We start from the raw sequence: 21907 nt of genomic DNA on the forward strand, positions 1-21907 counted from the left end.
GAACATGTCACGCCAGCAGGTAATCGAGCACCAGACCGGCAAACACCAGCGCCCCCACATAGTTGTTGTTGAGAAACGCCTGGAAGCAGGCTTCCCGCTGCCGCTCACGAATGAGCCGCTGCTGATAGACAAACAGCACCGCCGCCCCCAGCAATCCCCAGTAATACCAGCCCCCCAGCGTCATCAGCTGCCCGACCGCCAGCAACAGCAGCAGCGTCGAGAGTTGCAGTGCGCCGATGATCCGCTTGTCATGACGACCAAACAGGATGGCGCTGGATTTGAGGCCGATCTTGAGGTCATCATCCCGATCCACCATGGCGTACTGGGTGTCGTAAGCCACGGTCCAGAGCAGGTTGGCGAAAAAGAGCAACCAGGCCACCAGCGGCAGGGCATCCGCCTGCGCCGCATAGGCCATCGGGATCGACCAGGAGAAGGCCATCCCGAGCACCAGCTGGGGATTCGAGATAAAGCGCTTCATGAAGGGGTAGCTCACCGCCAGCAGCAGGGCGACAAACGACAGACCGATGGTGAGCGGATTCATGGTCAGCACCAGACCAAACGAGATAAGTGCCAGCACGAAGAAGAGCGCCAACACCTCCCACGGCTTGACTCTGCCCGTGGGCAAGGGGCGACCAGCGGTGCGTTTGACGTGGCCATCGAAGTTGCGATCCGCATAATCGTTGATCACGCACCCTGCCGAGCGCATCAGAAAGACGCCGACCACAAACACGGCCAGCACCCAGAGATTGGGCAGGCCACCAGCGGCCAGCCAGAGCGCCCACAGGGTTGGCCACAGCAGCAGCAGAGTGCCTATGGGTTTGTCGACGCGGGCCAACTGCATGTAGGCAAGTCCCCGCTCCTTGGTTAACAGATTCACTCCAGCTCCTTGTCACAGACGAGAGAGGGCAGAAACAGCTCGTGCACCAGCAGTGGCCACTGCCCCAGAAACAGACGGGAACGACGCCCCCAGACAGTGGCGGCCGGGCAACGGGGATTGGCGGCAATATCGAAACGGGCCAACTGCAGATGATCGCGGCGGGCAGGCTCATGGCCAAATACCCGCTCACCCAGCGGCTGCTCGCCAAGCTCGGCGATGCCGCTCCCTTGCAGCGCGTCATCGGCAAACAGGGTCCAGCCCAGCACGGCGGGTCCACGATCCCCGTGCAGGATCACCTCACGGCAGGTACCGGCCGGCGAGGCCGAATCCACCAGCCACTGCTCATCGGCAGTAAGGGCGACCGGGTGATTGCCCAGCCACTCCACCGAAAAGTGGCGATTGTGCTGACGCAGACGCCGGGTCATGGAGCCGGGCTCCAGCAGCCAGGGGCGCAAGCTGGCGGGCAATTCGCAACATTCGGGGGCCAGCCACCCGCTTAACGGCGTGAGGGGAACAGTCAACTCGGACTTCACAGCTTCACCATCCAGAGATTTCCGTGTTCAGGTTAAAATCCGGTTTATTATCCGTAAATCAATAGCGAAATGTAAGAACATCCGTGCTTGACGGCCCCGATGGCAACATCAAAAATGGGTTATCTCTTGCTGATGAGCCATCTATATGAAGATCTTCAAAATTCTGCTGGTGTTGTTACTGAGCTGTGGCGCACTTCAGGTCTCTGCCTCCGAAGGTGAGGAGCCGCCCGCAGAGGGTGAAACGGCCGCCAAACCGGGCTTCTCCTACCACGCACTCGATCCGGATATCATCACCAACTACCTGAGTAATGGCAAAACCCTCGGCTATATCCGTGTCACGGTGGAGCTGATGGCGGAGAACGAGGCCGACCTCAAACTGCTGGAGCAACATGACCCGCTGATCCGCGATGCCATCATCCGTCTACTGGGCAGCAAGAGCGCCGATCAGATCAAATCTCTGGCCAGCCGCGAAGAGCTACGCAAGGAGTGCGAAACAACCGTCAACGAACTGCTGGTGAAAGAGACCGGCAAGAAAGCGGTGCGCGAGCTTATCTTCACCAAGTTCCTCTACCAGTAATCCCTCCCGAAACAATCGCTTATTGGCATATCGGCCAATAAGCGAGCTTTGCCGGTTTATTAGAAATGAAAATCGATTACAATACGGCCGTCGAGTCGTAGAGGTAGTCGTTATGGGCAGCAAAACCCTGTGTGAATGGCGCCGTCACGAGATCCCCACCGATCTCAAGGCGCTGCGCAAGATAATCCGCAAACCCAAGTTTGTCTGCAGCAAGTGCGCCCGCAGTGCCAATGACAAGGGTTACCTCTGCCAACCGCTGCGTTTGAAAGAGGAGTAACGCCCCTCCCTGTCAGGGTTTTATTGATCGGTCCACCCCTGACGCCCCTGCTCGAACAATCTGCGCGCCTGGGTATCGTTCGGGCAAACGCCGCGATACTCCTCACCTGAGCGGCCAGCCAGATAGAGGTGCTCGGGGCGGCAATACCATGCCAATCCCTTCTGATGTCCCTGCTTCCACAGTTCAGAATCCACCTTCTTGCCACACTGGCCCTGATGGAACTCGATCCGCTCGGTGGTGAAGCCCAGCTTGCCATCCGCCTCCCCCACCTCACTCCACACCTTCTCGCAGGGATCATCGTTGGAAACACAGCCACCCAGCAGGGCAGCCAACAATATGATGGTGAGTCGCATAGTCATCCTTGAGCGTCATTTGGGCAGTTCATTCTACCCAGCGCCCCGCCCCTGACCAAGGACGAACGCTCAGCCATGTGAGCGCGGCAAAAAAAATCAGGCGGGCCCAAAGCCCGCCTGTTCGTTCAATGCCGTGGTTCACTGGTCATCGAAAGTGTCATCATCCTGCCAGCTTTCATCTTCCCACTGATCCAGCTCTTCTTCCCAGGAATCCGGCTCCCAGTCATCATCAGAGGAGTCGTAATCCGGCTTGTGTCCACCCATCTTCACTCTCCTTGGATAGTTCACCCGCACTCCAATTTTATCCGGAATTGTCGGGCTCGCCAGTCAGGGGGAGTTCAAAGTTTGACCAGAGTCCGGCCGGCGATCTGGCCTTGCGTGATGGCCTCGGCGGCCTCCACTACCTGCTCCAGCCCAATCTCGGTAACCGCCTGTTCAAAGAAGCTGGCGGGCAGATCCCGTGCCAGTCGCTGCCACGCCAGTTGACGACGTTCAAACGGGCACATCACCGAATCGACCCCCTGCAGCCGCACATTGCGCAGGATAAAGGGCATCACACTGGTCGGCAGATCAAAGCCGCCCGCCAGCCCGCAGGCTGCCACAGCGCCGCCATAGTTCATCTGGGCCAACAGCTTGGCCAGCACCTGACTGCCAACGGTGTCGATGGCACCGGCCCACAGCTGCTTCTCCAGCGGTTTGGCGGGCACCAGCAGTTCGCTGCGCGGCACGATGCGGCTGGCACCCAGCGCAGTGAGCATGGCGCCCTGCTCTTCGGGCCGACCGGTCAGCGCTGCCACCTGATAGCCAAGGGCTGCCAGCAGGGCAACCGAGCTGGAGCCCACCCCCCCCGCCGCACCAGTGACCAGCACCTCGCCACTTGCGGGAGTAATGCCCGCCTCTTCCAGTGCCAGCACGCAGAGCATGGCGGTGAGACCGGCGGTGCCGATGCACATGGCCTGGCGCTCATCCAGCCCGGCGGGCAACGGCACCAGCCAGTCCCCCTTGACCCGCGCCTGTTCGGCCATGCCACCCCAGTGCCCTTCGCCCACGCCCCAACCGGTCAGCACCACCTTGTCGCCGGGCTGATAGCGGCGGTCGGCAGATTCGAGCACGGTACCGGCGAAGTCGATGCCGGGCACCAGTGGCCACTGGCGCACTATCTTGCCCTTGCCGGTGATGGCCAGCCCATCCTTGTAGTTGATCGAGCTGTAGGCGACCGCCACCCGCACCTCACCTTCCGGCAACTGGCCCTCGGTCAGTCGGGTCAGGGTTGGAACTGTCTTGCCGTCTTGGTTTTCCAGTAATAAAGCCTTGAACATGGTTGCCTCTTTGATGACGTGTGAAACGGGGATCAGCTGCTTTGGCGCTTTTGCAGCTGAAAATCGAGAGCCAGTGCGGTACCCATCACGGGCTCCCCGGCCAGTTGGCGCAGGATCAGCTCGGCGGCCTCCTGCCCCATTTTGCGATAGGGGATCCTGACCGAGGTAAGGGTCGGATAACAGGCGCGCGCCACATCCAGATCGTCAAATCCGGCGATGGCGAGTTTGCCCGGCACATTCAAATGGCGACGCTGACACTCGAACAGCACCCCGGCCGCCAGTTCGTCGTTAACGCAGATCAGCGCGTCCAGCTCGGGCCAGCGCAGCAGAAATTCACCCAGCATGGTGGCACCGGTGCTGAAGCTGGGCCGCTCAGAGGTGTTGATGATGGCATCGGGGGAGAGGTAGTTGTCGAGCAGCGCCTTCTGCCAGCCCTGCATCCGCTGTTGCAGCATCCACTGCTCCTGACGGGCACAGAGAAAACCGATATTGCGGTAGCCCCGCTCGATAAGGTGGTGGGTGAGCTGATAACCGGCATCGAAGTTGGAGACTCCCACATTCATGTCGATGGGACTGCGGGCCATAGCACCCACTTCCACTACCGGCAGGCGGGAGGCTTTCAGGCGGGTACGGATCGTCTCGCCGGGATCGCCACCAAACAGCACCACCGCCGCCGGATTGTGCTGCAAAAAGCTGGTCAGCAGGCTCTCTTCCTGCTGTTTCAGATGCTGGGCATCCCCCAGCATGATCTGGTAACCCTCCTCGAGCAGGGTCTGTTGCAGGCCGGCGATCATCTCGCCACAGCCCGCTTCAGCCAGACTCGGGACGATCACTACGATGGTCTGGGAAGTCGCAGAGGCCAACGCCCCGGCGGCCCGATTGGGGATATAGCCGAGCTCTTCCACCGCAGCTTCGATGCGCTCACGCATCTTGTCGGAGACCAGTTCGGGGGTGCGCAGGGCACGGGAGACCGTCATGGCCCCCACTCCGGCCAGCTGGGCCACATCGTTGAGGGTCACCCGACCCGTGCTACGGCGCTTTTTCGCTTCTGACATCCATCCCTTCCTCGGCTTGCGGCTGCTCACTTTAAGGCAAAAGAGCGCCACTGACTATTTGCTCAGGGCCGATTCTACTCTCTTTCCCCTACCGCAGGGGCAGGATGGCTCCCGTTAATGGGTGAAGTGATAGCGCTATCACAGTTTCATGTTAGCGCTATCTGATAGCGCTAACTTTCGCGATCATCCTCACAGTTTCACCACCGCAAGATCGATAGATTGGCCCCATCTTAACTAGCCGGATCACCACCATGCTGACTCAACTGCTGACCGAGGATGTCATCCGCATCGAACCCGCCGCCCGCGACTGGCGCCACGCCATCGAACTGGCCACGGCGCCCCTGCTGGCCAATGGCACCATCGAGCCCTCCTATGTCGCGGCACTGTTTCGCTCCCATGAGGATCTCGGCCCCTACTACGTACTGGGCCCCGGTCTGGCGATGCCCCACGCTCGCCCCGAGGACGGCGTCAACCGGCTGGGCCTGGGGTTGACCGTCATCAAGCAGGGGGTCAATTTCGATTCCGAGGGCAACGACCCGATCCAGCTGCTGATCACCCTGGCTGCCAGCGACAGCAACTCCCACGTGGAGACCATCGCCCAGCTGGCCGAGCTGTTTATGAATGAAGAGGACGTGGCGGCCATCATCGCGGCCGACACCAAAGACGACATCTTGCGCATTCTGGCGCGCTACTGATCTGCGCCACGGCGCACCTGACAGAGGAAGAGACAATGAAAATTCTGGTTGTATGCGGTCACGGTCTGGGCACCAGCCTGATGATGGAAATGAGCGTCAAGAGCATCCTGAAAGAGCTGGCGGTTACTGCCGAAGTGGATCACCGCGATCTGGCCTCCGCCGGTAGCGAAACCGCCGAGATCTTTATCGCCACCCGCGACATCGCCGAGCAGCTGCAATCCATGGGGGTCAATGGCCGACTGGTGAGCCTCGCCAACATGGTCGACAAGGTCGCGATGAAAGAACTGCTCTCCACCGCCCTGCGCGAACTGGGCGCCCTCTAAGGATCCTCCATGCGGCCTGCGGGCCGCATCTTCCATTGCCAGGAGCTGACCATGGAATTTTTCAATTTTCTGATGTTTGACGTGCTGTCCGAGCCCGCCGTGCTGGTCGGCCTGATCGCGCTTATCGGCCTGATTGCCCAGAAGAAACCGGTGACCGAGTGCATCAAGGGCACGGTCAAGACCATCATGGGTTTCGTCATTCTGGGGGCCGGTGCCACCCTGGTGATCAACTCGCTGGGTGACTTCGCCGTTATCTTCCAGCACGCCTTCGGTATCAAGGGGGTCGTCCCCAACAACGAGGCCATCGTCTCCATCGCCCAGACCTCGTTTGGCAAGGAGATGGCGATGATCATGTTCTTCGCCATGCTGGTGAACATCCTGATCGCCCGCCTGACCCCGTGGAAATTCATCTTCCTGACCGGTCACCACACCCTGTTCATGTCGATGATGGTGGCGGTGATCCTCTCTGCCGGCGGTATGAGCGGCGTGCCGCTGATCGCGGTGGGCAGTCTGGTGGTCGGTATCGCCATGGTCTTCTTCCCGGCCATCGCCCACCCCTTCATGAAGCAGATCACCGGCTCCGATGACGTGGCGCTGGGCCACTTCTCCACCTGCTCCTACGTGCTCTCCGCCCTGATCGGAGCCAAGTTCGGCAACAAGGCCCACAGCTGCGAAGATGTACAGGTGCCCAAGAGCCTGCTGTTCCTGCGCGATACTCCGGTGGCCATCTCCTTCACCATGGGCATCATCTTCCTGGTGACCTCCGCCTTCGCCGGCCCCGAGTTTGTCTCCAGCGTCGCCAAGGGCAAGCACTGGTTCATGTTCTCCCTGATGCAGTCCATCACCTTCGCGGCGGGCGTCTACGTGATCCTGCAGGGTGTGCGGATGGTCATCGCCGAGATCGTACCGGCCTTCAAGGGTATCTCCGACAAGCTGGTACCGAACGCCAAGCCGGCACTCGACTGCCCCATCGTCTTCCCCTACGCCCCCAATGCCGTGCTGATCGGCTTCCTGTCGAGCTTTGCCGCCGGTCTGGTGGGGATGGCGCTGCTCTACGCCATGGGCCTGACCGTCATCATCCCGGGCGTGGTACCGCACTTCTTCGTTGGCGCAGCTGCCGGGGTCTTCGGCAACGCCACCGGTGGTCGTCGCGGCGCCATTTTGGGCTCCTTCGCCAACGGCCTGCTGCTGCTCACCATTCTGCCGGTGTTCCTGCTGCCGGTACTGGGCGACCTCGGCTTCGCCAACACTACCTTCAGCGACTCCGACTTCGGTGTGGTCGGCATCCTGCTGGGGCTGATCGTTCGCTAATTCCGGTCACCGCCAAAAACAAAACGGAGCGCATCGCGCTCCGTTTTTTATGGCTGAGATGTATGAAAGGCTGACACTCAGTCGTTCTCCAGCGCAGTGAGGCAGTGAGAGAGGGTGCGCGCCAGCGCTCCCTGATTGCGCAGCACCACGGCGCGGGCCTGCTCGCCCATCTCGCGGCGGGCGTTGCCATCGGCAAACAGCTGGCTCACCCGCTCGCCCAGCTCGGCGGCATCGGCCACGATGGTTGCGCCCCCCTGAGCCACCAGCTGGCGGGTGATGTCGCTGAAGTTGAAGTAGGCGGGGCCGGTCAGACAGGGCTTGCCGAGCGCCGCCGGCTCCAGCAGGTTGTGACCGCCGATCTTCACCAGACTGCCGCCGACGAAGGCCACATCGGCCGCCGCCAGCATCAGCGGCAGCTCGCCCATGGTATCGCCGAGATAGACCTTATCCCCGGCACTCACCGCAGCACCATCAGTGCGCCGCACGCAGCCGTAAGGGGCACACAGCTCGGCCACCCGGTCGAACCGCTCGGGGTGGCGCGGCACCAGAATGAGCAGCGCAGCGGGATGGCGTTTGAGCAGCAGATCGAAGGCGGCCAGCACCTGCTCGTCCTCACCCAGATGGGTACTGGCGGCGATCCAGACCGGCCGCTCGGCGCCCAACTGCTGGCACAAGGCGCGACCTTTGGCCTGCACCTCGTCACCAAACTGGATATCGAACTTGATGGAGCCGGTCACCGCCAGCCGCGAACGCTCGATGCCGAGGCGAGCGAAGCGGTCGGCGTCATCCTGATGCTGACAGAGCAGATGGGTCAGCGGCCGGCTCAGGGCGTCGAAGGCACCGTGGAAACGGGCATAACGCTGGCAGGATCGCTCGGAGAGGCGGGCGTTGATAATGGTCACCGGCAAGTGGCGCGCCTCGCAGGCGGCCAGCCAGTTCGGCCACAGCTCGGTCTCCATCACCCAGAGCGCGCACGGCTTGAAGGTGTCGAGAAAGGCCGCCACCGCCCACGGGTAGTCGAGCGGCGCGTAGCGATGGATCACCAGATCCCCCAGCTTGGCGGCCTGATCGGCGCCGGTACGGGTGGTGGTGGTGAGCAGGATCGGCAGATCGGGCCGCTCTGCTTTCAGGGCACGAATGAGCGGCGTGATGGCCAGCGTCTCCCCCACGCTCACCGCATGGATCCAGAGCGGCGCCTCCTGTCCGGTGGCAGGCAACCGTCCGAGATGCTCGGCCCAGCGCTTGCCAAAGCCGGGCTTGCCTTTCTTCGGCTTGTAGAGTGCCAGCAGTGCCAGCGGCAATCCCAGATGGATCAGCAGGTTGTAGAGCAGACGGTAGGGCATCTTACTGACTCTGCTCCAGCTTCTTGCAGGCATCGACCACCTGCTCCGGCGCCAGGTCGATCAAACACTTGAGATGGCCGAACTTGCAGGTGCGCTTGAAGCAGGGGCGACACTCGATGTCGGTGTGAACGATCTCGACCCGATCCGCCAGCGGTGGGGTGTAGAGCGGCGAGGTGGAGCCATAGACGCCCACCAGCGGCCGGTTGAGGGCGGCGGCGATGTGCATCAGGCCGGAGTCGTTGGAGATGACCCGGCTGGCCAGCGCCATCAGATCGATCGCCTCGTGCAGGCTGGTCTTGCCCGCCAGCACGTGGCAGTTGGGGCGGGTCAGCAGGTTGACCCGATCCCGGATGGTATTGGCCACCGGCACATCCTTGTTGGAGCCGAAGATCCACACCTGCCACCCTTCGTCCAGATGCTGCTGAGCCACCACGGCGTAGTGCCCCTCCGGCCAGCGCTTGGCCGGGCCAAACTCGGCACCGGGGCAGAGCACCAGCACCGGGCGGGCGCGATCCAGCCCCAGTCGCTCCAGCGCCTTGCTCTGGTTGACCAGATCGACGTGCAGAGAGGGGTGCGGAATGGTCGGAATATCGGCCCGGCTCTTCATCTGCTCCTTGGGATAGGCGAGCGCCAGATAACCCTCCACCATCAGCGGGAAGGCGGACTTGTTGCTGCGCAGGTCGTTGAGCAGACCGTAGCGGCTCTCGCCCTTCCAGCCGGTACGCACCGGAATGCGGGCAAACCAGGGGATCAGCGCCGACTTCATGGAGTTGGGCTGGACGATGGCCTGATCGTACTTTTCGGCTGCCAGCTGCTTGCCGAGGCGGCGGCGCGCCACCAGTTTGAAGTCACCGTGGCCAAGGGGCATGGTGATCGCCTTGTCCACCTCCGGCATCCGTTCCAGCAGGGCGCAGCACCAGGCGGGGGCCATCACGTGCAGCTCGCTCTCGGGATGGTTGGCCTTGATCGTCTTGTAGAGACTCTGGGACATCACCATGTCGCCGACCCAGGAGGGGCCGATCACCAATATTTTCATCGCGTATCTTCTCTCGGGGCTGGCCCGGCGGTTAATCATCACTGGCCAAGATTATGCCCCAAGAATGGTCGGATAAATAACAGAAGATCCTTGCCAAACGCTGCTGCCACCCCATTTTTCCAGCAGTGGCCCTCTTCCAACCGGACGAGACGAGACAGGCAAACAGCTGATAGAAACGGGCAATGGCGGCTCTCTCTTTGACCCATTTTTCCGTTAGAATGGCCCATCAATACGCATTCGACCCGCCAGCCGGGCAATAACCGTGAGCCCACATTCGTGAAAAAACCGACTCTGGCTGCCGTTCTGATCGTCAAGAATGAAGCCGACAACCTGCGCAAGTGCCTCGCCTCCCTCGACGGACTGGTGGACGAGATCGTCATTCTGGACTCCGGCAGTCAGGACGAGACCCCGGCCATCGCCGCCGAATTTGGCGCCCGTTTCTTCGTCAACGCCAAGTGGCCCGGCTTTGGCAAACAGCGCCGACTGGCCCAGTCCCACGTGCAGTCCGACTGGGTGCTGTGGCTGGATGCCGACGAGCGGCTCACCCCCGAGCTGAAAACCGCCATCGCCAACGTGATGGCCAATCCGGCCAGCGACACCATCTACTCGATCCCGCGCCTCTCCTGGGTGTTTGGCCGCTTTATCCGCCACAGCGGCTGGTATCCGGATCGGGTGCTGCGCCTCTATCCCAAGGCGCTCACCAGCTACAACGAGGCGCTGGTGCACGAAAAGGTAGAAGTGCGGGCCAACATGAAGATCGTCAATATTCATGGCGACCTGCTCCACTTCACCTATCGGGATCTGGAGCACTATCTGGTCAAATCCGCCGGTTATGCCCGCGCCTGGGCCGATCAGCGCACCGCCCGCGGCAAGAAGGGCTCCCTCAGTCAGGGGCTGATCCACGCGGTCGGCTGCTTCCTCAAGATGTACCTGCTCAAAGCGGGCTTCCTCGACGGCAAGCAGGGGCTGCTGCTGGCGATCCTCTCCGCCCACTCCACCTTCGTCAAATACGCCGACCTCTGGGTGCGCCAGCAACCGCAGCAGCCGGAATAACCGTCATACGAAACAGGGCCCCGCGGGGCCCTGTTTGCATTGCTGCATACGTTATTTGCACCAGAAAGGCGCCGCCCAGCGGGCCATCACCGGCACCATGGTCTTGGGATCGAGCTGGCTCATATCCTCAGGATGGTCGCTATCCTCAGGCGGGCTGAAGGCGAGGTGGCGCCCTTCGCTATTGAGGGGCTTCCAGCGCAGCGGAGTGGCGGAGCGGCGCATCGGGAAGAAACCGATGGTCGGCACATCGAGCGCACCGGCGATATGGAGCGGGCCGGTACTGCCAGCGATAAACAGGGCTGCGTTGGCCAGCACCTGACAGAACATCGGCAGACCATCGCTGGAGCGGTAGATCCAGCCATTGCCACCGTGGGCCAGCAACTCGGCCGCCAGCTGTTCGGCCATCTTCTCCTCGCCCGGGCCTGCGGTCAGCACACACTGCAGCTCGGGACAGGCCTGATTGAGCTTGATGATGATGCGGGCATATTGCTCGATGGAGAGGTTGTTGGCCGAACCGCCGCTACCGGCGTGCACCATCAGCCAGGGGCGGCTGGCATCGAGCTTGAGCTTGAGCGCCAGCTGCTCACGCACCTGTAGCAGGGTCTCGTCATCGAACTGCAGGAAGGGGGTCTTGGGCTCCACCACGGCCACCTGCTGATCGGTCAAGAAGCGGCGGATCAGCTCCAGGTTGTACTCGGACTCCGGTTTCTGGGAGCGGGAGCGACGCTGCACCAGTCGCTGGTTGTAGAGCACCTGCGCCAGCTTGGTCGCCGGGGCCAGCCGGTAAGGGATATGTGCCTTCCACACCAGCATGGCGTTGCGGGAGTTGGAGAAGAGGCAGATGGACGCGTCGAACGCCGCCGCCTTGATCCGCGCCAGCAGTGCCCGCTGTTGCTCCTTGTCGGCCCGCACGCCCGGATCGATGATCACCTCGTCAATCCAGGGGCAGAGCCGGGCCAGCGGCGCCGTGTAGGCCGGAACCAGGGCAGTCACATGACACTCCATGGAGCCTTTGAGCATGGCGAAGCTCGGCCACGCCAGCATGAAGTCACCAATCTTGTCATTGCGAACGACCAGAATACGTTTCATAAAAAATCCCTTTGCTCCCTGTCACCAATGCAGGGAGGCTTGATGCGCGATGGCGTATTCTTGCCTGATGCACTGCTATTCTCAAGCGACGACCTTATAATGCGACCAAATTTCCAGGTTGCAGGACCGCAAAGATGACTACCAGGGTAATTTATCCCGGGACTTTTGATCCCGTTACCAATGGCCACGCCGATCTCATCGGCCGCGCCGCCAAGCTGTTTGACGAGGTGGTGGTCGGTGTCGCCAACAGCCCGAGCAAGCGCCCGCTGTTCGATCTGGCAGAACGTGTCCAGCTTGTCCAGCAAGTGACCAGCCAGCTGCCCAACGTCAAGGTGGTGGGCTTCTCCGGGCTGCTGGTCGATTTTGCCAAAGAGCATCAGGCCAACGTGTTGATCCGCGGCCTGCGCGCCGTCTCCGACTTCGAGTACGAGTTCCAGCTGGCCAACATGAACCGCCGCCTGATGCCCACGCTTGAGAGCGTCTTCCTCACCCCGGCGGAGGAAAACTCCTTTATCTCCTCCACTCTGGTGAAAGAGGTGGCGCTGCACGGTGGCGACATCCGCCAGTTTGTCGACCCCGTGGTGGCGCAGGCCATCGCAGCCAAACAGAAAGGGTGATCCCCTTCCACACTCGCCATTCCCGACAGCAACTACGAACAAGGGCTACCCACGGGTAGCCCTTGTTGTATCTCTCTCGTTATGGAGAGGTCAGCCTGATTGCCGGTTACTGACGGGCAAACTGCTCGCTCATCCCCTGCACCAGCAGATCGAACCACTCGTAGCGGCGCCGGTACATGGCCCGCTTCTTGGAGGCGATCTCCTCCAGCGGCTTGCGCGGCTGGGCTTGCAGGGCGACGAAGTTGGCGTCCACATCCCGGGCGTCGAACTCCTGCCACAGCTCGTCATAATCGGCCTGCAGGTTGGCTTTCTGCTTGCTGCTGTAGCGCTTGGCCTGAAACACGTGGGCCCGCTTGCGCACCGCCAGCACCTCTGTCGCCCCCATGGTCTGCGCCAGTTGCAGCACCAGCTGCACCAGCAGGGATTTGGGCCGCAGGCCGTGCCCCTCTTTGGTCAGCTCGCGCACCCGATCCTGAGCATTGTCGACCGCAGGCTCCGGCCCCTGCATGGAGCCGATCATCAGCATCAAACGATCCGCACTGCCCGCCAGCGAAAAGGCGCAGCTGTAGAGGCGCTGCCCCTCGGGGTTGACGATGGAGAGCGCCAGCTCCGCCTCGCGGCGGAAGGTGCCATCGTAGCGCAGCAGGATCCGGCAGCCGCTCTGGGGATAGAGCCCCAGCACGATCCCTCCTCCCAGATAGAGCGGGTCGATCAACTGCGGGTAGCACTCCAGCAGCAACCGATAGTGGTTTTCCAGCATATCGGCCCGTTGGTGGGCATTGGCACAGGCGAAGCGATAGGGGCGCATCGGCTTGTCGAGCAGCTCGGGATAGATCGCGGGCAGCGCCTTGAGCGAGTCGCACCGAAACAGGCTGAAGACCCGGGTCAGCGACTTGCGATAGAGCAGGCTGCGCAGCACGAACTTGCCGCGATTGAAGGTTTTGCGGTCACACCCCTCCGGGTAGAGGAAGCGGGCCATGCTTTTGGCGCAATAGCGCTCTTGCCGGGATAGGAGCCCCCAGCCTATTGATTTAACTGTCATTTTTATTTCTCAAACCGCCTGAACGGTCGGGATATTAGTGACAGCTGTGCAAATCTTCAACAGCCGAGAAATATGCGGTTACAACTTCCCCCGGTTCGGGGCAAAAAGTGCGCTCAGCGCTGGCAATGACTGCAAAAAACCGTGGTGCGCTGCCCCATTCTTGTCTCGGTCAGCAGGGTGTGACAGTGGAAACAGGGCTGACCGCCACGGCCATAGACCTGCAACTGCTGCACGAAATAGCCCGGCTTGCCATCGGCACTGGTGAAATCCTTGAGGGTAGTGCCGCCCTGGCGAATCGCCTCGGCCAACACCCGCTTGATCTCGGCCACCAGGGTTCCCAGCCGCTCGGCACTGATATTGCCCGCCGCCCGTTTGGGGTGAATGCCGGCAGCATAGAGCGCCTCGTTCGCGTAGATGTTGCCCACCCCGACCACCACCTGATTGTCCATCAGGAACTGCTTGATGGCGGTGCTGCGCCCCTTGGCGCGCCCCTGCAGGTAATCAGCACTGAAGGCATCGGTGAGCGGCTCTGGCCCCAGCTTGGCGAGCAGCGCGTGGGCTTCGGCCGGTTCGCGGGTCCAGAGCAGGGCGCCGAAGCGGCGCGGATCGTTGAGCCGCAGCAACTTGCCATTCTCCAGCTCGATATCCACGTGGTCGTGCTTCTCGGCCGGGGTGCCGATATCCAGTACCCGCAGGCTGCCGGACATCCCCAGATGGAGGATGGCGGTGCCGAAATCGGTCTCCAGCAGCAGGTATTTGGCGCGGCGACGCACCCGAAGGATGGTGAGGTCCACCAGCTCCTGAATTTCACCGGGGATCGGCCAGCGCAGGCGACCATCCCGCACCACTACACGCGTCACCTTGATACCGGTGAGCCAGGGGGAGATCCCCTGCCGGCTGACTTCAACTTCTGGCAATTCGGGCATGGGCACCTCGCAAGGAAAAGGGAATCAGGGGGCAGGGCGCAGCAGATCGCGATACTGCTCGGCAGTGAGGACGAGCCAGAGACCGGACGACAGCTGAGCGCCATATTGGCCGCTGTTCTGATAGAGGCCGATCTCGACCGGAGCGTTCTGGCCGGCAATCCACACCTTGATGGTCACCGGGGTACCGCGCACCACCTCGCCGGGGGGCAGCAACCAGCCTTGCCAGCGCGCCAGACGGGCATCCAGCTGAGCAGTGTCGAGCCCCAAATCCGGCACGCTGCGCCAGCCCTGACCGATCCGCTCAATCTGCCAGCTCGGCCCCTGCCAGGTGAGCACCACAGCCGCATCCGGCAGCAAGGAGCGAGCCCGCTTGGCGCTGTTCTCCTGCTGGGCAGTCTCCATACGATGCAACAGGGTGATCACGATCAGCACCACCACAATGATCACGTTATTCCAGCCTTTGCGGCTCAATTTGAACATGGCAAGCCTCCCTTTGAACCGGCAGTGTACTGAATTCGGCGCATAAAAAAACCCGGCACGAAGCCGGGTTTTTGGGAATGCAGCATCAAGTAATTACTTGATTTTGCCTTCCTTGTAGATCACATGCTGACGAACAACGGGATCAAACTTTTTGATCTCCATTTTTTCGGGCATGGTGCGCTTGTTTTTGGTAGTGGTATAGAAGTGACCAGTACCGGCGCTGGAGTTCAGGCGAATTTTCTCGCGAATACCTTTAGCCATGATCTAATTCCTTATACCTTAACACCGCTGGCGCGCAGTTCAGCCAGAACCACTTCAACGCCACGCTTGTCGATGATACGCATGCCTTTTGCGGATACGCGCAGGCTTACGAAGCGTTTTTCACTCTCAACCCAGAAACGGTGAGTGTGCAGGTTCGGCAGGAAACGACGCTTGGTGGCGTTGTTAGCGTGCGAACGGTTGTTACCAACTGCCGGGCGCTTGCCGGTTACTTGGCATACTCTAGACATGTCAGTCTCTCCAAATCTTACTTCATTGCTCGAGCAAATATCTGCCCCGCTGGCCTTCGATTGCGGGGCAAACAGAAGGCGGCATTTTATACAGCATCCGTGATCAAAGATCAACTAATACGGTGCCAGAGCACAGTTATAGCCAACCGCGCTCGGCAAAAGAAACCGTGATGCCATCACCGATCACCAAGTGATCCAGCACTCTGATATCGATCAGGGCCAAAGCGGCCGTGATCCGATCCGTGATCTGGCGGTCGGCCCTACTGGGCTCGGCGACGCCGGACGGGTGATTATGCGCCAGAATCACCGCGGCTGCATTATGTTTGAGCGCGATCTGCACGATTTCTCTTGGCCAGACGCTCGCCGAGTCGATAGTGCCGAAAAAAAGCTCAACAAATTGAATGACTCTGTGCTGATTGTCGAGCAACAGCAGGGCAAACACTTCCCTCGGCCGATCCCGCAATTGGGCCTGCAGATAGTCTCGGGTCAGCTGGGGCGAGGTGAGCGCATCACCCCGTTGCAACTGCTGCGCCAGATGGCGTTTGGCCATCTCCAGCACCGCCTGCAACTGGGCATATTTGGCCGGGCCAAGGCCGTGCGCCTCGCAAAATACCTGTTGATCCGCCCCCAGCAAGCTTCGCAAAGAGCCGAATTGATTCAACAAGTTGCGTGATAGATCCACCGCACTGAGACCATTGACGCCGGTGCGCAGAAAGATGGCGAGCAGTTCGGCATCGGAGAGCGCCGCGGGGCCCTGACGCAACAGCTTCTCTCTGGGTCGTTCATCTTCCGGCCACTCTTTGATGCTCATTTGTCTCTCCCTCATCTCTGTTGAGAAAAAACATAGCAAAAAATTGCGCGCGCCCGACCACACCCCTTGATGCCAACCCCTGTCGTCATCCATTGCCTGTGGTATCTTAGCCGACCAGTCAGAATGAGCCGGATAGAGAAACAGCAGATGAGATTGGCCGATAAACGCATCCTGTTGGGTGTCAGTGGCGGGATCGCCGCCTACAAGAGTGCCGAGCTGGTACGCCGCCTGAAAGATCAGGGCGCCGAAGTGCGGGTGGTGATGACCCGCTCCGCCAAGGAGTTCATCACCCCGCTGACCCTGCAGGCGGTCTCCGGTCATCCGGTGGCCTACAGCCTGCTGGACCCCTCTGCCGAAGCGGGCATGGGCCATATCGAGCTGGCCAAGTGGGCCGATTTGGTACTGATCGCCCCCGCCAGCGCCAACCTGATGGCGCGAATGGCCGCCGGCATGGCCGACGAACTGCTGACCACCCTCTGTCTGGCCACTCCGGCGCCCATCGCGCTGGCACCTGCCATGAACCAGCAGATGTATCTCAACGTTGCGACCCAGGCCAACCTCAAGACCCTGGCCAGTCGCGGCATTCTGCTGTGGGGGCCGGATGCCGGCAGCCAGGCCTGTGGCGATGTGGGCCCGGGCCGGATGCTGGACCCCCTCGAACTGGTGGATCGCTGCTGCCAGCAACTGGCCGCCGAGCCCTTGCTGGCAGGCGTCAGGCTGCTGCTCACCGCAGGGCCAACCCGCGAGGCGCTGGATCCGGTGCGCTACATCAGCAATCACAGCTCCGGCAAGATGGGCTACGCCATCGCCCGCGCCGCTCGTGAAGCGGGCGCCGAAGTGACGCTGGTGAGCGGCCCGGTGACGATGGCTACGCCTGCTGGCGTGACCCGTGTCGATGTGGAGAGCGCGGAGCAGATGCATCAGGCGGTGATGAGCCGGGTCGGCGAGTGCGACCTCTTCATCGGCTGCGCAGCGGTAGCCGACTACCGCCCCGAGCAGGTGGCCAGCCAGAAGATCAAGAAAACCGGCGACAACGACCAGATGGTGGTGAAGTTGGTGAAAAACCCCGACATCATCGCGGCCGTCGGTGCCCTTTCAGACAAACCCTTCACCGTCGGATTTGCCGCCGAAACCGTGGATGTGGAACAATACGCCCTCGACAAGTTGCAGCGTAAGCGGCTGGACATGATCGCCGCCAACGATGTGTCCCGCGAGGGGCAAGGCTTCAACGCCGATGACAACGCCCTGACCGTGTTCTGGCAAGGGGGCCAGGCCCCGCTGCCGCTGGCCGACAAGCTGACGCTGGCCCGTCACCTGATCGCCCTGATTGCGCGCCACTACCGGCACTGAGCGTCCCGAAAGAACAAGACTCACGGCGCCCCGCCTGCCAAGAGGGACGCCAATACAAGATCCAACTGAAAAAGCGATTCATGACTACACAAATTGAACTGAAGATTCTGGATGCCCGTATCGGTACCGAGTACCCGCTGCCCGCCTACGCCACTCCCGGCTCTGCCGGCATGGATCTGCGCGCACTGCTGGATGCGCCGCTGACTCTGGCGCCGGGTGATACCACCCTGGTGCCGACCGGTCTGGCCATTCACATCCAGGATCCGGGTCTGTGTGCCACCATTCTGCCTCGCTCCGGTCTCGGCCATAAGCACGGCATCGTGCTGGGCAACCTGGTCGGTCTCATCGATTCCGACTATCAGGGTCAGCTGATGGTCTCGGTCTGGAACCGCGGCAAGGATGAGTTCACCATGCAACCCGGCGAGCGCATCGCCCAGCTGGTGATCATGCCGGTAGTTCAGGCCAGCTTCCAACTGGTCGATGAGTTCAACCAGAGCGAACGGGGTGAAGGCGGTTTTGGTTCTTCTGGTCGCCAATAACAGACCACACCTGCCTGATGGGCGGTGCCTAATAACAGAATCAAGCCATTGTTTTTTTAGGGGAATCCATGGCAAGCAGTAATCAGAAACAGAGTCGGCGCGATCAGATCCTGCAGGCGCTCGCCCATATGCTGGAAACCAGTCCGGGTCAGCGCATCACCACGGCCCGTCTGGCGGCCGAGGTCGGCGTCTCTGAAGCAGCCCTCTATCGACATTTTCCCAGCAAGGCGCGGATGTTCGAGGGGCTGATCGACTTTATCGAGGATTCCCTGCTGTCACGGGTCAATCTGATCATGGCGGAAGAGAAAGACACCATGGCACGCTGCCACCATATCCTGCAGCTGCTGCTGGTGTTCGCCGAGCGGAATCCAGGCATAACCCGCATCCTCAACGGCGACGCCCTGCTGGGTGAGCACGATCGGCTGCGGGATCGCATCAGCATCCTGTTCGACAAGCTGGAGACCCAGATCAAACAGGTGCTGCGCGAGAAGCGGCTGCGCGAGGGTCAGGGCTTCCAGCTCGACGAGACCATGCTGGCCAATCTGCTGCTGGCCTACACCGAAGGCCGCATCAGCCAGTTCGTGCGCTCCGAGTTCAAGCTCAAGCCCACCGCCGGTTTCGAAGATCAGTGGCAATTTATCCGCAGCCAGCTGCTGCAGAGCTGATGGTTTTTTCGCATCATTCAGCAAAAAGAAGGGAGGCTTTGGCCTCCCTTCTTTTTTGTGTCAGGTTTTTATGGCAGAAAAGAAGTACCAGATGCGACCCGTACTGTCGCGCTGCGGTGTTAGATTTATCCACCATAAACCTTTTAGAACCTGACAGGACATCCTATGGAACCCGAAATCATTACCGAAGCGCAGACCTGGCTGGTCAATAATCAGGGACTGCTGATCGAATACGGCGTCAATATCGCCGCTGCCCTGCTGACCCTGCTGGTCGGTTATATTGCCGCCAACCTCCTCAGCAGCGGCGTGGTCAAAGTGATGCAGGCGCGCAAGCTGGACACCACCGTCACCCACTTCGTTGGCAGCATCCTCAAGTACGCCATTCTGGTGTTCGTGGTGATCGCCGCGCTGGGCCGGGTCGGGGTGCAGACCGCCTCCTTCGTCGCCATTATCGGTGCCGCCGGTCTGGCCATCGGTCTGGCGCTGCAGGGCTCGCTCTCCAACTTCGCCGCCGGCTTCCTGCTGATCATCTTCCGCCCCATCAAGGCGGGCGAGTTCATCGAAGTAGCGGGCACCGCGGGTGTGGTTCAGTCCGTTCAGCTCTTTACCACCACCCTCACCTCCGGCGACAACAAGATGGTCGTGGTACCGAACTCTGCCATTCTCAACGGCACCATCGTCAACTACTCGCGCATGGATACCCGCCGTGTCGACATGACCTTCGGCATCGGCTACGGCTCCGACCTGCGCAAAGCCAAGCAGATCCTCGAACGTTTGGTGAATGAAGAGCCCCGCATCCTCAAAGATCCGGCAGCCACCATCGCCGTTGCCGCGCTGGCCGACTCCTCGGTCAATATCGTGGTGCGTCCCTGGGTGAAAACCGCTGACTACTGGGGGGTCTGGTTTGACTTCCACGAGAAGGTGAAACTGACCTTTGATGCCGAAGGCGTCGAGATCCCCTTCCCGCAGATGGTAATGCACATGCAAAAACCGCAGGCGTGATCGCGGTTCTGCAACAACCCACAATGCCAGCCTTCGAGCTGGCATTGTCATTTCTGGCTCGCCATCCGCTGCATATTCAGGCCAGTGGAATGAAAACAATTTCAGGCTATCGGGCCAGCCCCAATCATGAGCGAGCGCAAGATCCCCCTTGCTTTCGTGACTCATAATCCCGATGTTCTGGTTGTATACTCCCGACGGTTGCCCCATTGCGGTAAAAGACAATCGGTAAAACTCTGTTACACGGGCCGCCCGGCCGGCTCGCTATAATGCTCGGATAATAAGGTTTGGCGGGACCTTGCCTGCAAGGTTCAAACACAACTTGGCATTTCAGGAATCCTATGAAAAATATCAATCCAACCCAAACCCAGGCCTGGCAGGCACTGGAAGCCCACTTTGCAGCAAACAAAGAGACTCGACTCAAGGATCTGTTCGCGCAGGACCCGAAGCGCTTTGACAAGTTTTCCCTCACCTTCGGCGGCGATATCTTGGTTGATTACTCGAAGAACCTGATCACCGACGATACCCTCAAGTTGCTGGTTGATCTGGCCAAAGAGACCGATCTTCGCAGCGCGATCGATGCCATGTTCAACGGCGAAAAGATCAACATGACTGAAGGGCGCTCCGTACTGCACGTGGCCCTGCGCAACCGCTCCGACCGCCCCATCGAGTGCGACGGCAAGGACGTGATGCCGGAAGTGAACGCCGTACTGGCCAAGATGAAGGGCTTCTGCGAGAAGATCATCTCCGGCGAGTGGAAAGGCTACACCGGCAAAGCGATCCAGCACGTGGTCAACATCGGTATCGGTGGCTCAGATCTGGGCCCGGTGATGATCACCGAGGCACTGCGTCCCTACAAAAACCACCTGCAGATGCACTTCGTCTCCAACGTCGATGGCACTCACATCGCCGAGACCCTGAAGAAGATCGATCCGGAAACCACCCTGTTCCTGGTGGCCTCCAAGACCTTCACCACCCAGGAGACCATGACCAACGCCCTGACCGCCCGCGACTGGTTCATCAACATCGCCGGTGACAAGGCCCACGTTGCCAAGCACTTCGCTGCCCTCTCCACCAACGGCAAGGCCGTGGCCGAGTTCGGTATCGATACCAACAACATGTTCGAGTTCTGGGACTGGGTTGGCGGCCGCTACTCCTCCTGGTCTGCCATCGGCATGCCCATCGCCCTCTCCGTCGGTTTCGAGAACTTCGAAGCCCTGCTGCAAGGCGCCTTCGAGATGGACATGCACTTCGCCACTGCCTCCTATGAGCAGAACGTGCCGGTACTGCTGGCGCTGATTGGCCTGTGGTACAACAACTTCTACGGTGCCGAGTCCGAAGCCATTCTGCCGTACGACCAGTACATGCACCGCTTCCCAGCCTACTTCCAGCAGGGCAACATGGAGTCCAACGGCAAGTACGTGGATCGCAACGGCAAGCCGGTTGACTACCAGACTGGCCCCATCATCTGGGGTGAGCCGGGCACCAACGGCCAGCACGCCTTCTACCAGCTGATCCATCAGGGCACCAAGCTGATCCCCTGTGACTTCCTGGCGCCGGCCATCAGCCACAACCCGATCGGTGATCACCATCCGAAACTGCTGGCCAACTTCTTCGCCCAGACCGAGGCGCTGGCCTTCGGCAAGAGCAAGGAAGAGGTCGAAGCCGAGTTCCTGGCTGCTGGCAAAACCCTGGAGCAGGTCAAGGATCTGGTACCGTTCAAGGTGTTCGAAGGCAACCGCCCGACCAACTCCATCCTGTTCAAGAGCCTGACCCCGAAAACCCTGGGTGCCCTGATCGCCATGTACGAGCATAAGATCTTCGTACAGGGCGCAATCTGGAACATCTTCAGCTTCGACCAGTGGGGCGTGGAGCTGGGCAAACAGCTGGCCAACAAGATCCTGCCGGAGCTGGGCAACAACGAGGCAGTCACCAGCCACGACTGCTCCACCAACGCTCTGATCAACACCTGGAAAGCGTGGAAAGCCTGATTTATCCAGCCTTTCTGAATGCAAAAGCCCCGCTCGATGAGCGGGGCTTTTTTATGGCTATGTCCCAATTACGTGTTGCATGGGGTGCCCCAGCGCCTCATGCAAACATGCTTTGATATTCACGCCCCTCCCGTAAC

27 protein-coding genes are annotated in these 21907 nt (G+C 60.8%); 12 read left to right on the forward strand and 15 right to left on the reverse strand.

Annotated elements, in window-relative coordinates; all coding sequences use genetic code 11:
• Positions 1 to 7: 7 nt before the first annotated feature.
• Positions 8 to 877 carry a 4-hydroxybenzoate octaprenyltransferase gene (gene ubiA / locus ACW5W8_RS16905; protein WP_498628969.1) on the reverse strand — a complete coding sequence of 290 codons (870 nt, stop codon included), beginning with the start codon at positions 875 to 877 and terminating at the stop codon, positions 8 to 10.
• Entirely contained in the window at positions 874 to 1410 is a 537-nt protein-coding gene (locus ACW5W8_RS16910; RefSeq protein ID WP_005339534.1) for a chorismate--pyruvate lyase family protein, read from the reverse strand. Before ACW5W8_RS16910 ends, ubiA begins: the two co-directional genes overlap by 4 nt.
• A gap of 145 nt (positions 1411 to 1555) precedes the next feature.
• On the opposite strand from ACW5W8_RS16910, the gene ACW5W8_RS16915 reads away from it, so the two are divergent.
• Entirely contained in the window at positions 1556 to 1987 is a 432-nt protein-coding gene (locus tag ACW5W8_RS16915) for a flagellar basal body-associated protein FliL (RefSeq protein WP_431361937.1), read from the forward strand.
• 112 nt (positions 1988 to 2099) lie between these two features.
• The gene (locus tag ACW5W8_RS16920) at positions 2100 to 2264 is read left to right on the forward strand and encodes a hypothetical protein (protein WP_374842838.1); all 165 of its coding nucleotides are present in this window, start codon (positions 2100 to 2102) and stop codon (positions 2262 to 2264) included.
• Between the two features lie 20 nt (positions 2265 to 2284).
• Here ACW5W8_RS16920 and ACW5W8_RS16925 read toward each other — a convergent pair whose 3' ends face one another.
• The 4 genes from ACW5W8_RS16925 to ACW5W8_RS16940 form a co-directional block, all read right to left on the reverse strand.
• Entirely contained in the window at positions 2285 to 2617 is a 333-nt protein-coding gene (locus ACW5W8_RS16925; protein WP_498628972.1) for a DUF2799 domain-containing protein, read from the reverse strand.
• 138 nt (positions 2618 to 2755) lie between these two features.
• Positions 2756 to 2881 (reverse strand): hypothetical protein, encoded by a 126-nt coding sequence (locus tag ACW5W8_RS16930; RefSeq protein WP_005339521.1) that lies wholly within the window; start codon positions 2879 to 2881, stop codon positions 2756 to 2758.
• Positions 2882 to 2955: 74 nt separating this feature from the next.
• Complete coding sequence (acuI, locus tag ACW5W8_RS16935) at positions 2956 to 3936, reverse strand: acrylyl-CoA reductase (NADPH) (RefSeq protein WP_498628974.1); 981 nt, start codon at positions 3934 to 3936, stop codon at positions 2956 to 2958.
• A 32-nt stretch (positions 3937 to 3968) separates the two neighbouring features.
• The gene (locus ACW5W8_RS16940; protein ID WP_498628976.1) at positions 3969 to 4991 is read right to left on the reverse strand and encodes a LacI family DNA-binding transcriptional regulator; all 1023 of its coding nucleotides are present in this window, start codon (positions 4989 to 4991) and stop codon (positions 3969 to 3971) included.
• A gap of 251 nt (positions 4992 to 5242) precedes the next feature.
• On the opposite strand from ACW5W8_RS16940, the gene ACW5W8_RS16945 reads away from it, so the two are divergent.
• The 3 genes from ACW5W8_RS16945 to ulaA are packed head-to-tail and all read left to right on the forward strand — an operon-like array spanning position 5243 to position 7320.
• The gene (locus tag ACW5W8_RS16945; protein WP_498628978.1) at positions 5243 to 5686 is read left to right on the forward strand and encodes a PTS sugar transporter subunit IIA; all 444 of its coding nucleotides are present in this window, start codon (positions 5243 to 5245) and stop codon (positions 5684 to 5686) included.
• Positions 5687 to 5721: 35 nt separating this feature from the next.
• The gene (locus ACW5W8_RS16950; protein WP_498628980.1) at positions 5722 to 6009 is read left to right on the forward strand and encodes a PTS sugar transporter subunit IIB; all 288 of its coding nucleotides are present in this window, start codon (positions 5722 to 5724) and stop codon (positions 6007 to 6009) included.
• Positions 6010 to 6060: 51 nt separating this feature from the next.
• Positions 6061 to 7320, forward strand: coding sequence for a PTS ascorbate transporter subunit IIC (gene ulaA / locus ACW5W8_RS16955; RefSeq protein WP_139743436.1), 1260 nt, complete (start codon positions 6061 to 6063; stop codon positions 7318 to 7320).
• A gap of 77 nt (positions 7321 to 7397) precedes the next feature.
• Here the strand turns inward: ulaA and waaA are convergent, their stop codons facing one another.
• On the reverse strand, positions 7398 to 8663 hold the full coding sequence (gene waaA, locus ACW5W8_RS16960) for a lipid IV(A) 3-deoxy-D-manno-octulosonic acid transferase (protein ID WP_498628982.1): 1266 nt from the start codon (positions 8661 to 8663) through the stop codon (positions 7398 to 7400).
• A gap of 1 nt (position 8664) precedes the next feature.
• Positions 8665 to 9699 (reverse strand): lipopolysaccharide heptosyltransferase II, encoded by a 1035-nt coding sequence (waaF, locus tag ACW5W8_RS16965; RefSeq protein WP_498628984.1) that lies wholly within the window; start codon positions 9697 to 9699, stop codon positions 8665 to 8667.
• A gap of 276 nt (positions 9700 to 9975) precedes the next feature.
• On the opposite strand from waaF, the gene ACW5W8_RS16970 reads away from it, so the two are divergent.
• Positions 9976 to 10752: a glycosyltransferase family 2 protein gene (locus ACW5W8_RS16970; protein ID WP_005339515.1), complete on the forward strand. Its 777-nt coding sequence runs from the start codon at positions 9976 to 9978 to the stop codon at positions 10750 to 10752.
• 51 nt (positions 10753 to 10803) lie between these two features.
• On the opposite strand, the gene ACW5W8_RS16975 is transcribed toward ACW5W8_RS16970, so the two are convergent.
• Positions 10804 to 11841, reverse strand: a complete 1038-nt coding sequence (locus tag ACW5W8_RS16975) for a glycosyltransferase family 9 protein (protein WP_498628986.1) — start codon at positions 11839 to 11841, stop codon at positions 10804 to 10806.
• A 134-nt stretch (positions 11842 to 11975) separates the two neighbouring features.
• On the opposite strand from ACW5W8_RS16975, the gene coaD reads away from it, so the two are divergent.
• Entirely contained in the window at positions 11976 to 12458 is a 483-nt protein-coding gene (gene coaD, locus ACW5W8_RS16980) for a pantetheine-phosphate adenylyltransferase (protein WP_184237655.1), read from the forward strand.
• Between the two features lie 106 nt (positions 12459 to 12564).
• Here the strand turns inward: coaD and ACW5W8_RS16985 are convergent, their stop codons facing one another.
• The 6 genes from ACW5W8_RS16985 to radC form a co-directional block, all read right to left on the reverse strand.
• Positions 12565 to 13500: a VirK/YbjX family protein gene (locus ACW5W8_RS16985; RefSeq protein WP_498628989.1), complete on the reverse strand. Its 936-nt coding sequence runs from the start codon at positions 13498 to 13500 to the stop codon at positions 12565 to 12567.
• 113 nt (positions 13501 to 13613) lie between these two features.
• The gene (gene mutM, locus ACW5W8_RS16990) at positions 13614 to 14426 is read right to left on the reverse strand and encodes a bifunctional DNA-formamidopyrimidine glycosylase/DNA-(apurinic or apyrimidinic site) lyase (protein WP_498628991.1); all 813 of its coding nucleotides are present in this window, start codon (positions 14424 to 14426) and stop codon (positions 13614 to 13616) included.
• Between the two features lie 24 nt (positions 14427 to 14450).
• A complete protein-coding gene (locus ACW5W8_RS16995; protein ID WP_498628993.1) occupies positions 14451 to 14906 on the reverse strand; it encodes a hypothetical protein in 456 nt (151 codons plus the stop codon).
• Positions 14907 to 14999: 93 nt separating this feature from the next.
• On the reverse strand, positions 15000 to 15167 hold the full coding sequence (gene rpmG, locus ACW5W8_RS17000) for a 50S ribosomal protein L33 (protein ID WP_005307500.1): 168 nt from the start codon (positions 15165 to 15167) through the stop codon (positions 15000 to 15002).
• A gap of 11 nt (positions 15168 to 15178) precedes the next feature.
• Complete coding sequence (gene rpmB / locus ACW5W8_RS17005; protein WP_005307492.1) at positions 15179 to 15415, reverse strand: 50S ribosomal protein L28; 237 nt, start codon at positions 15413 to 15415, stop codon at positions 15179 to 15181.
• Positions 15416 to 15551: 136 nt separating this feature from the next.
• Positions 15552 to 16226: a RadC family protein gene (gene radC, locus ACW5W8_RS17010; protein ID WP_498628996.1), complete on the reverse strand. Its 675-nt coding sequence runs from the start codon at positions 16224 to 16226 to the stop codon at positions 15552 to 15554.
• A 147-nt stretch (positions 16227 to 16373) separates the two neighbouring features.
• Here radC and coaBC point away from each other — a divergent pair, with 147 nt between their 5' ends.
• From coaBC to pgi, 5 genes are all read left to right on the forward strand, one after another.
• Positions 16374 to 17576, forward strand: a complete 1203-nt coding sequence (gene coaBC, locus ACW5W8_RS17015; protein ID WP_498628998.1) for a bifunctional phosphopantothenoylcysteine decarboxylase/phosphopantothenate--cysteine ligase CoaBC — start codon at positions 16374 to 16376, stop codon at positions 17574 to 17576.
• 80 nt (positions 17577 to 17656) lie between these two features.
• A complete protein-coding gene (gene dut / locus ACW5W8_RS17020) occupies positions 17657 to 18115 on the forward strand; it encodes a dUTP diphosphatase (RefSeq protein WP_005339498.1) in 459 nt (152 codons plus the stop codon).
• A 68-nt stretch (positions 18116 to 18183) separates the two neighbouring features.
• The gene (slmA, locus tag ACW5W8_RS17025) at positions 18184 to 18780 is read left to right on the forward strand and encodes a nucleoid occlusion factor SlmA (protein WP_005339495.1); all 597 of its coding nucleotides are present in this window, start codon (positions 18184 to 18186) and stop codon (positions 18778 to 18780) included.
• 165 nt (positions 18781 to 18945) lie between these two features.
• Positions 18946 to 19782 carry a mechanosensitive ion channel domain-containing protein gene (locus tag ACW5W8_RS17030; RefSeq protein WP_498629000.1) on the forward strand — a complete coding sequence of 279 codons (837 nt, stop codon included), beginning with the start codon at positions 18946 to 18948 and terminating at the stop codon, positions 19780 to 19782.
• Between the two features lie 338 nt (positions 19783 to 20120).
• Positions 20121 to 21770, forward strand: a complete 1650-nt coding sequence (pgi, locus tag ACW5W8_RS17035) for a glucose-6-phosphate isomerase (RefSeq protein WP_498629002.1) — start codon at positions 20121 to 20123, stop codon at positions 21768 to 21770.
• The last annotated feature ends 137 nt before the right edge of the window (positions 21771 to 21907 follow it).

It is taken from the genome of Aeromonas aquatilis, assembly GCF_054052405.1.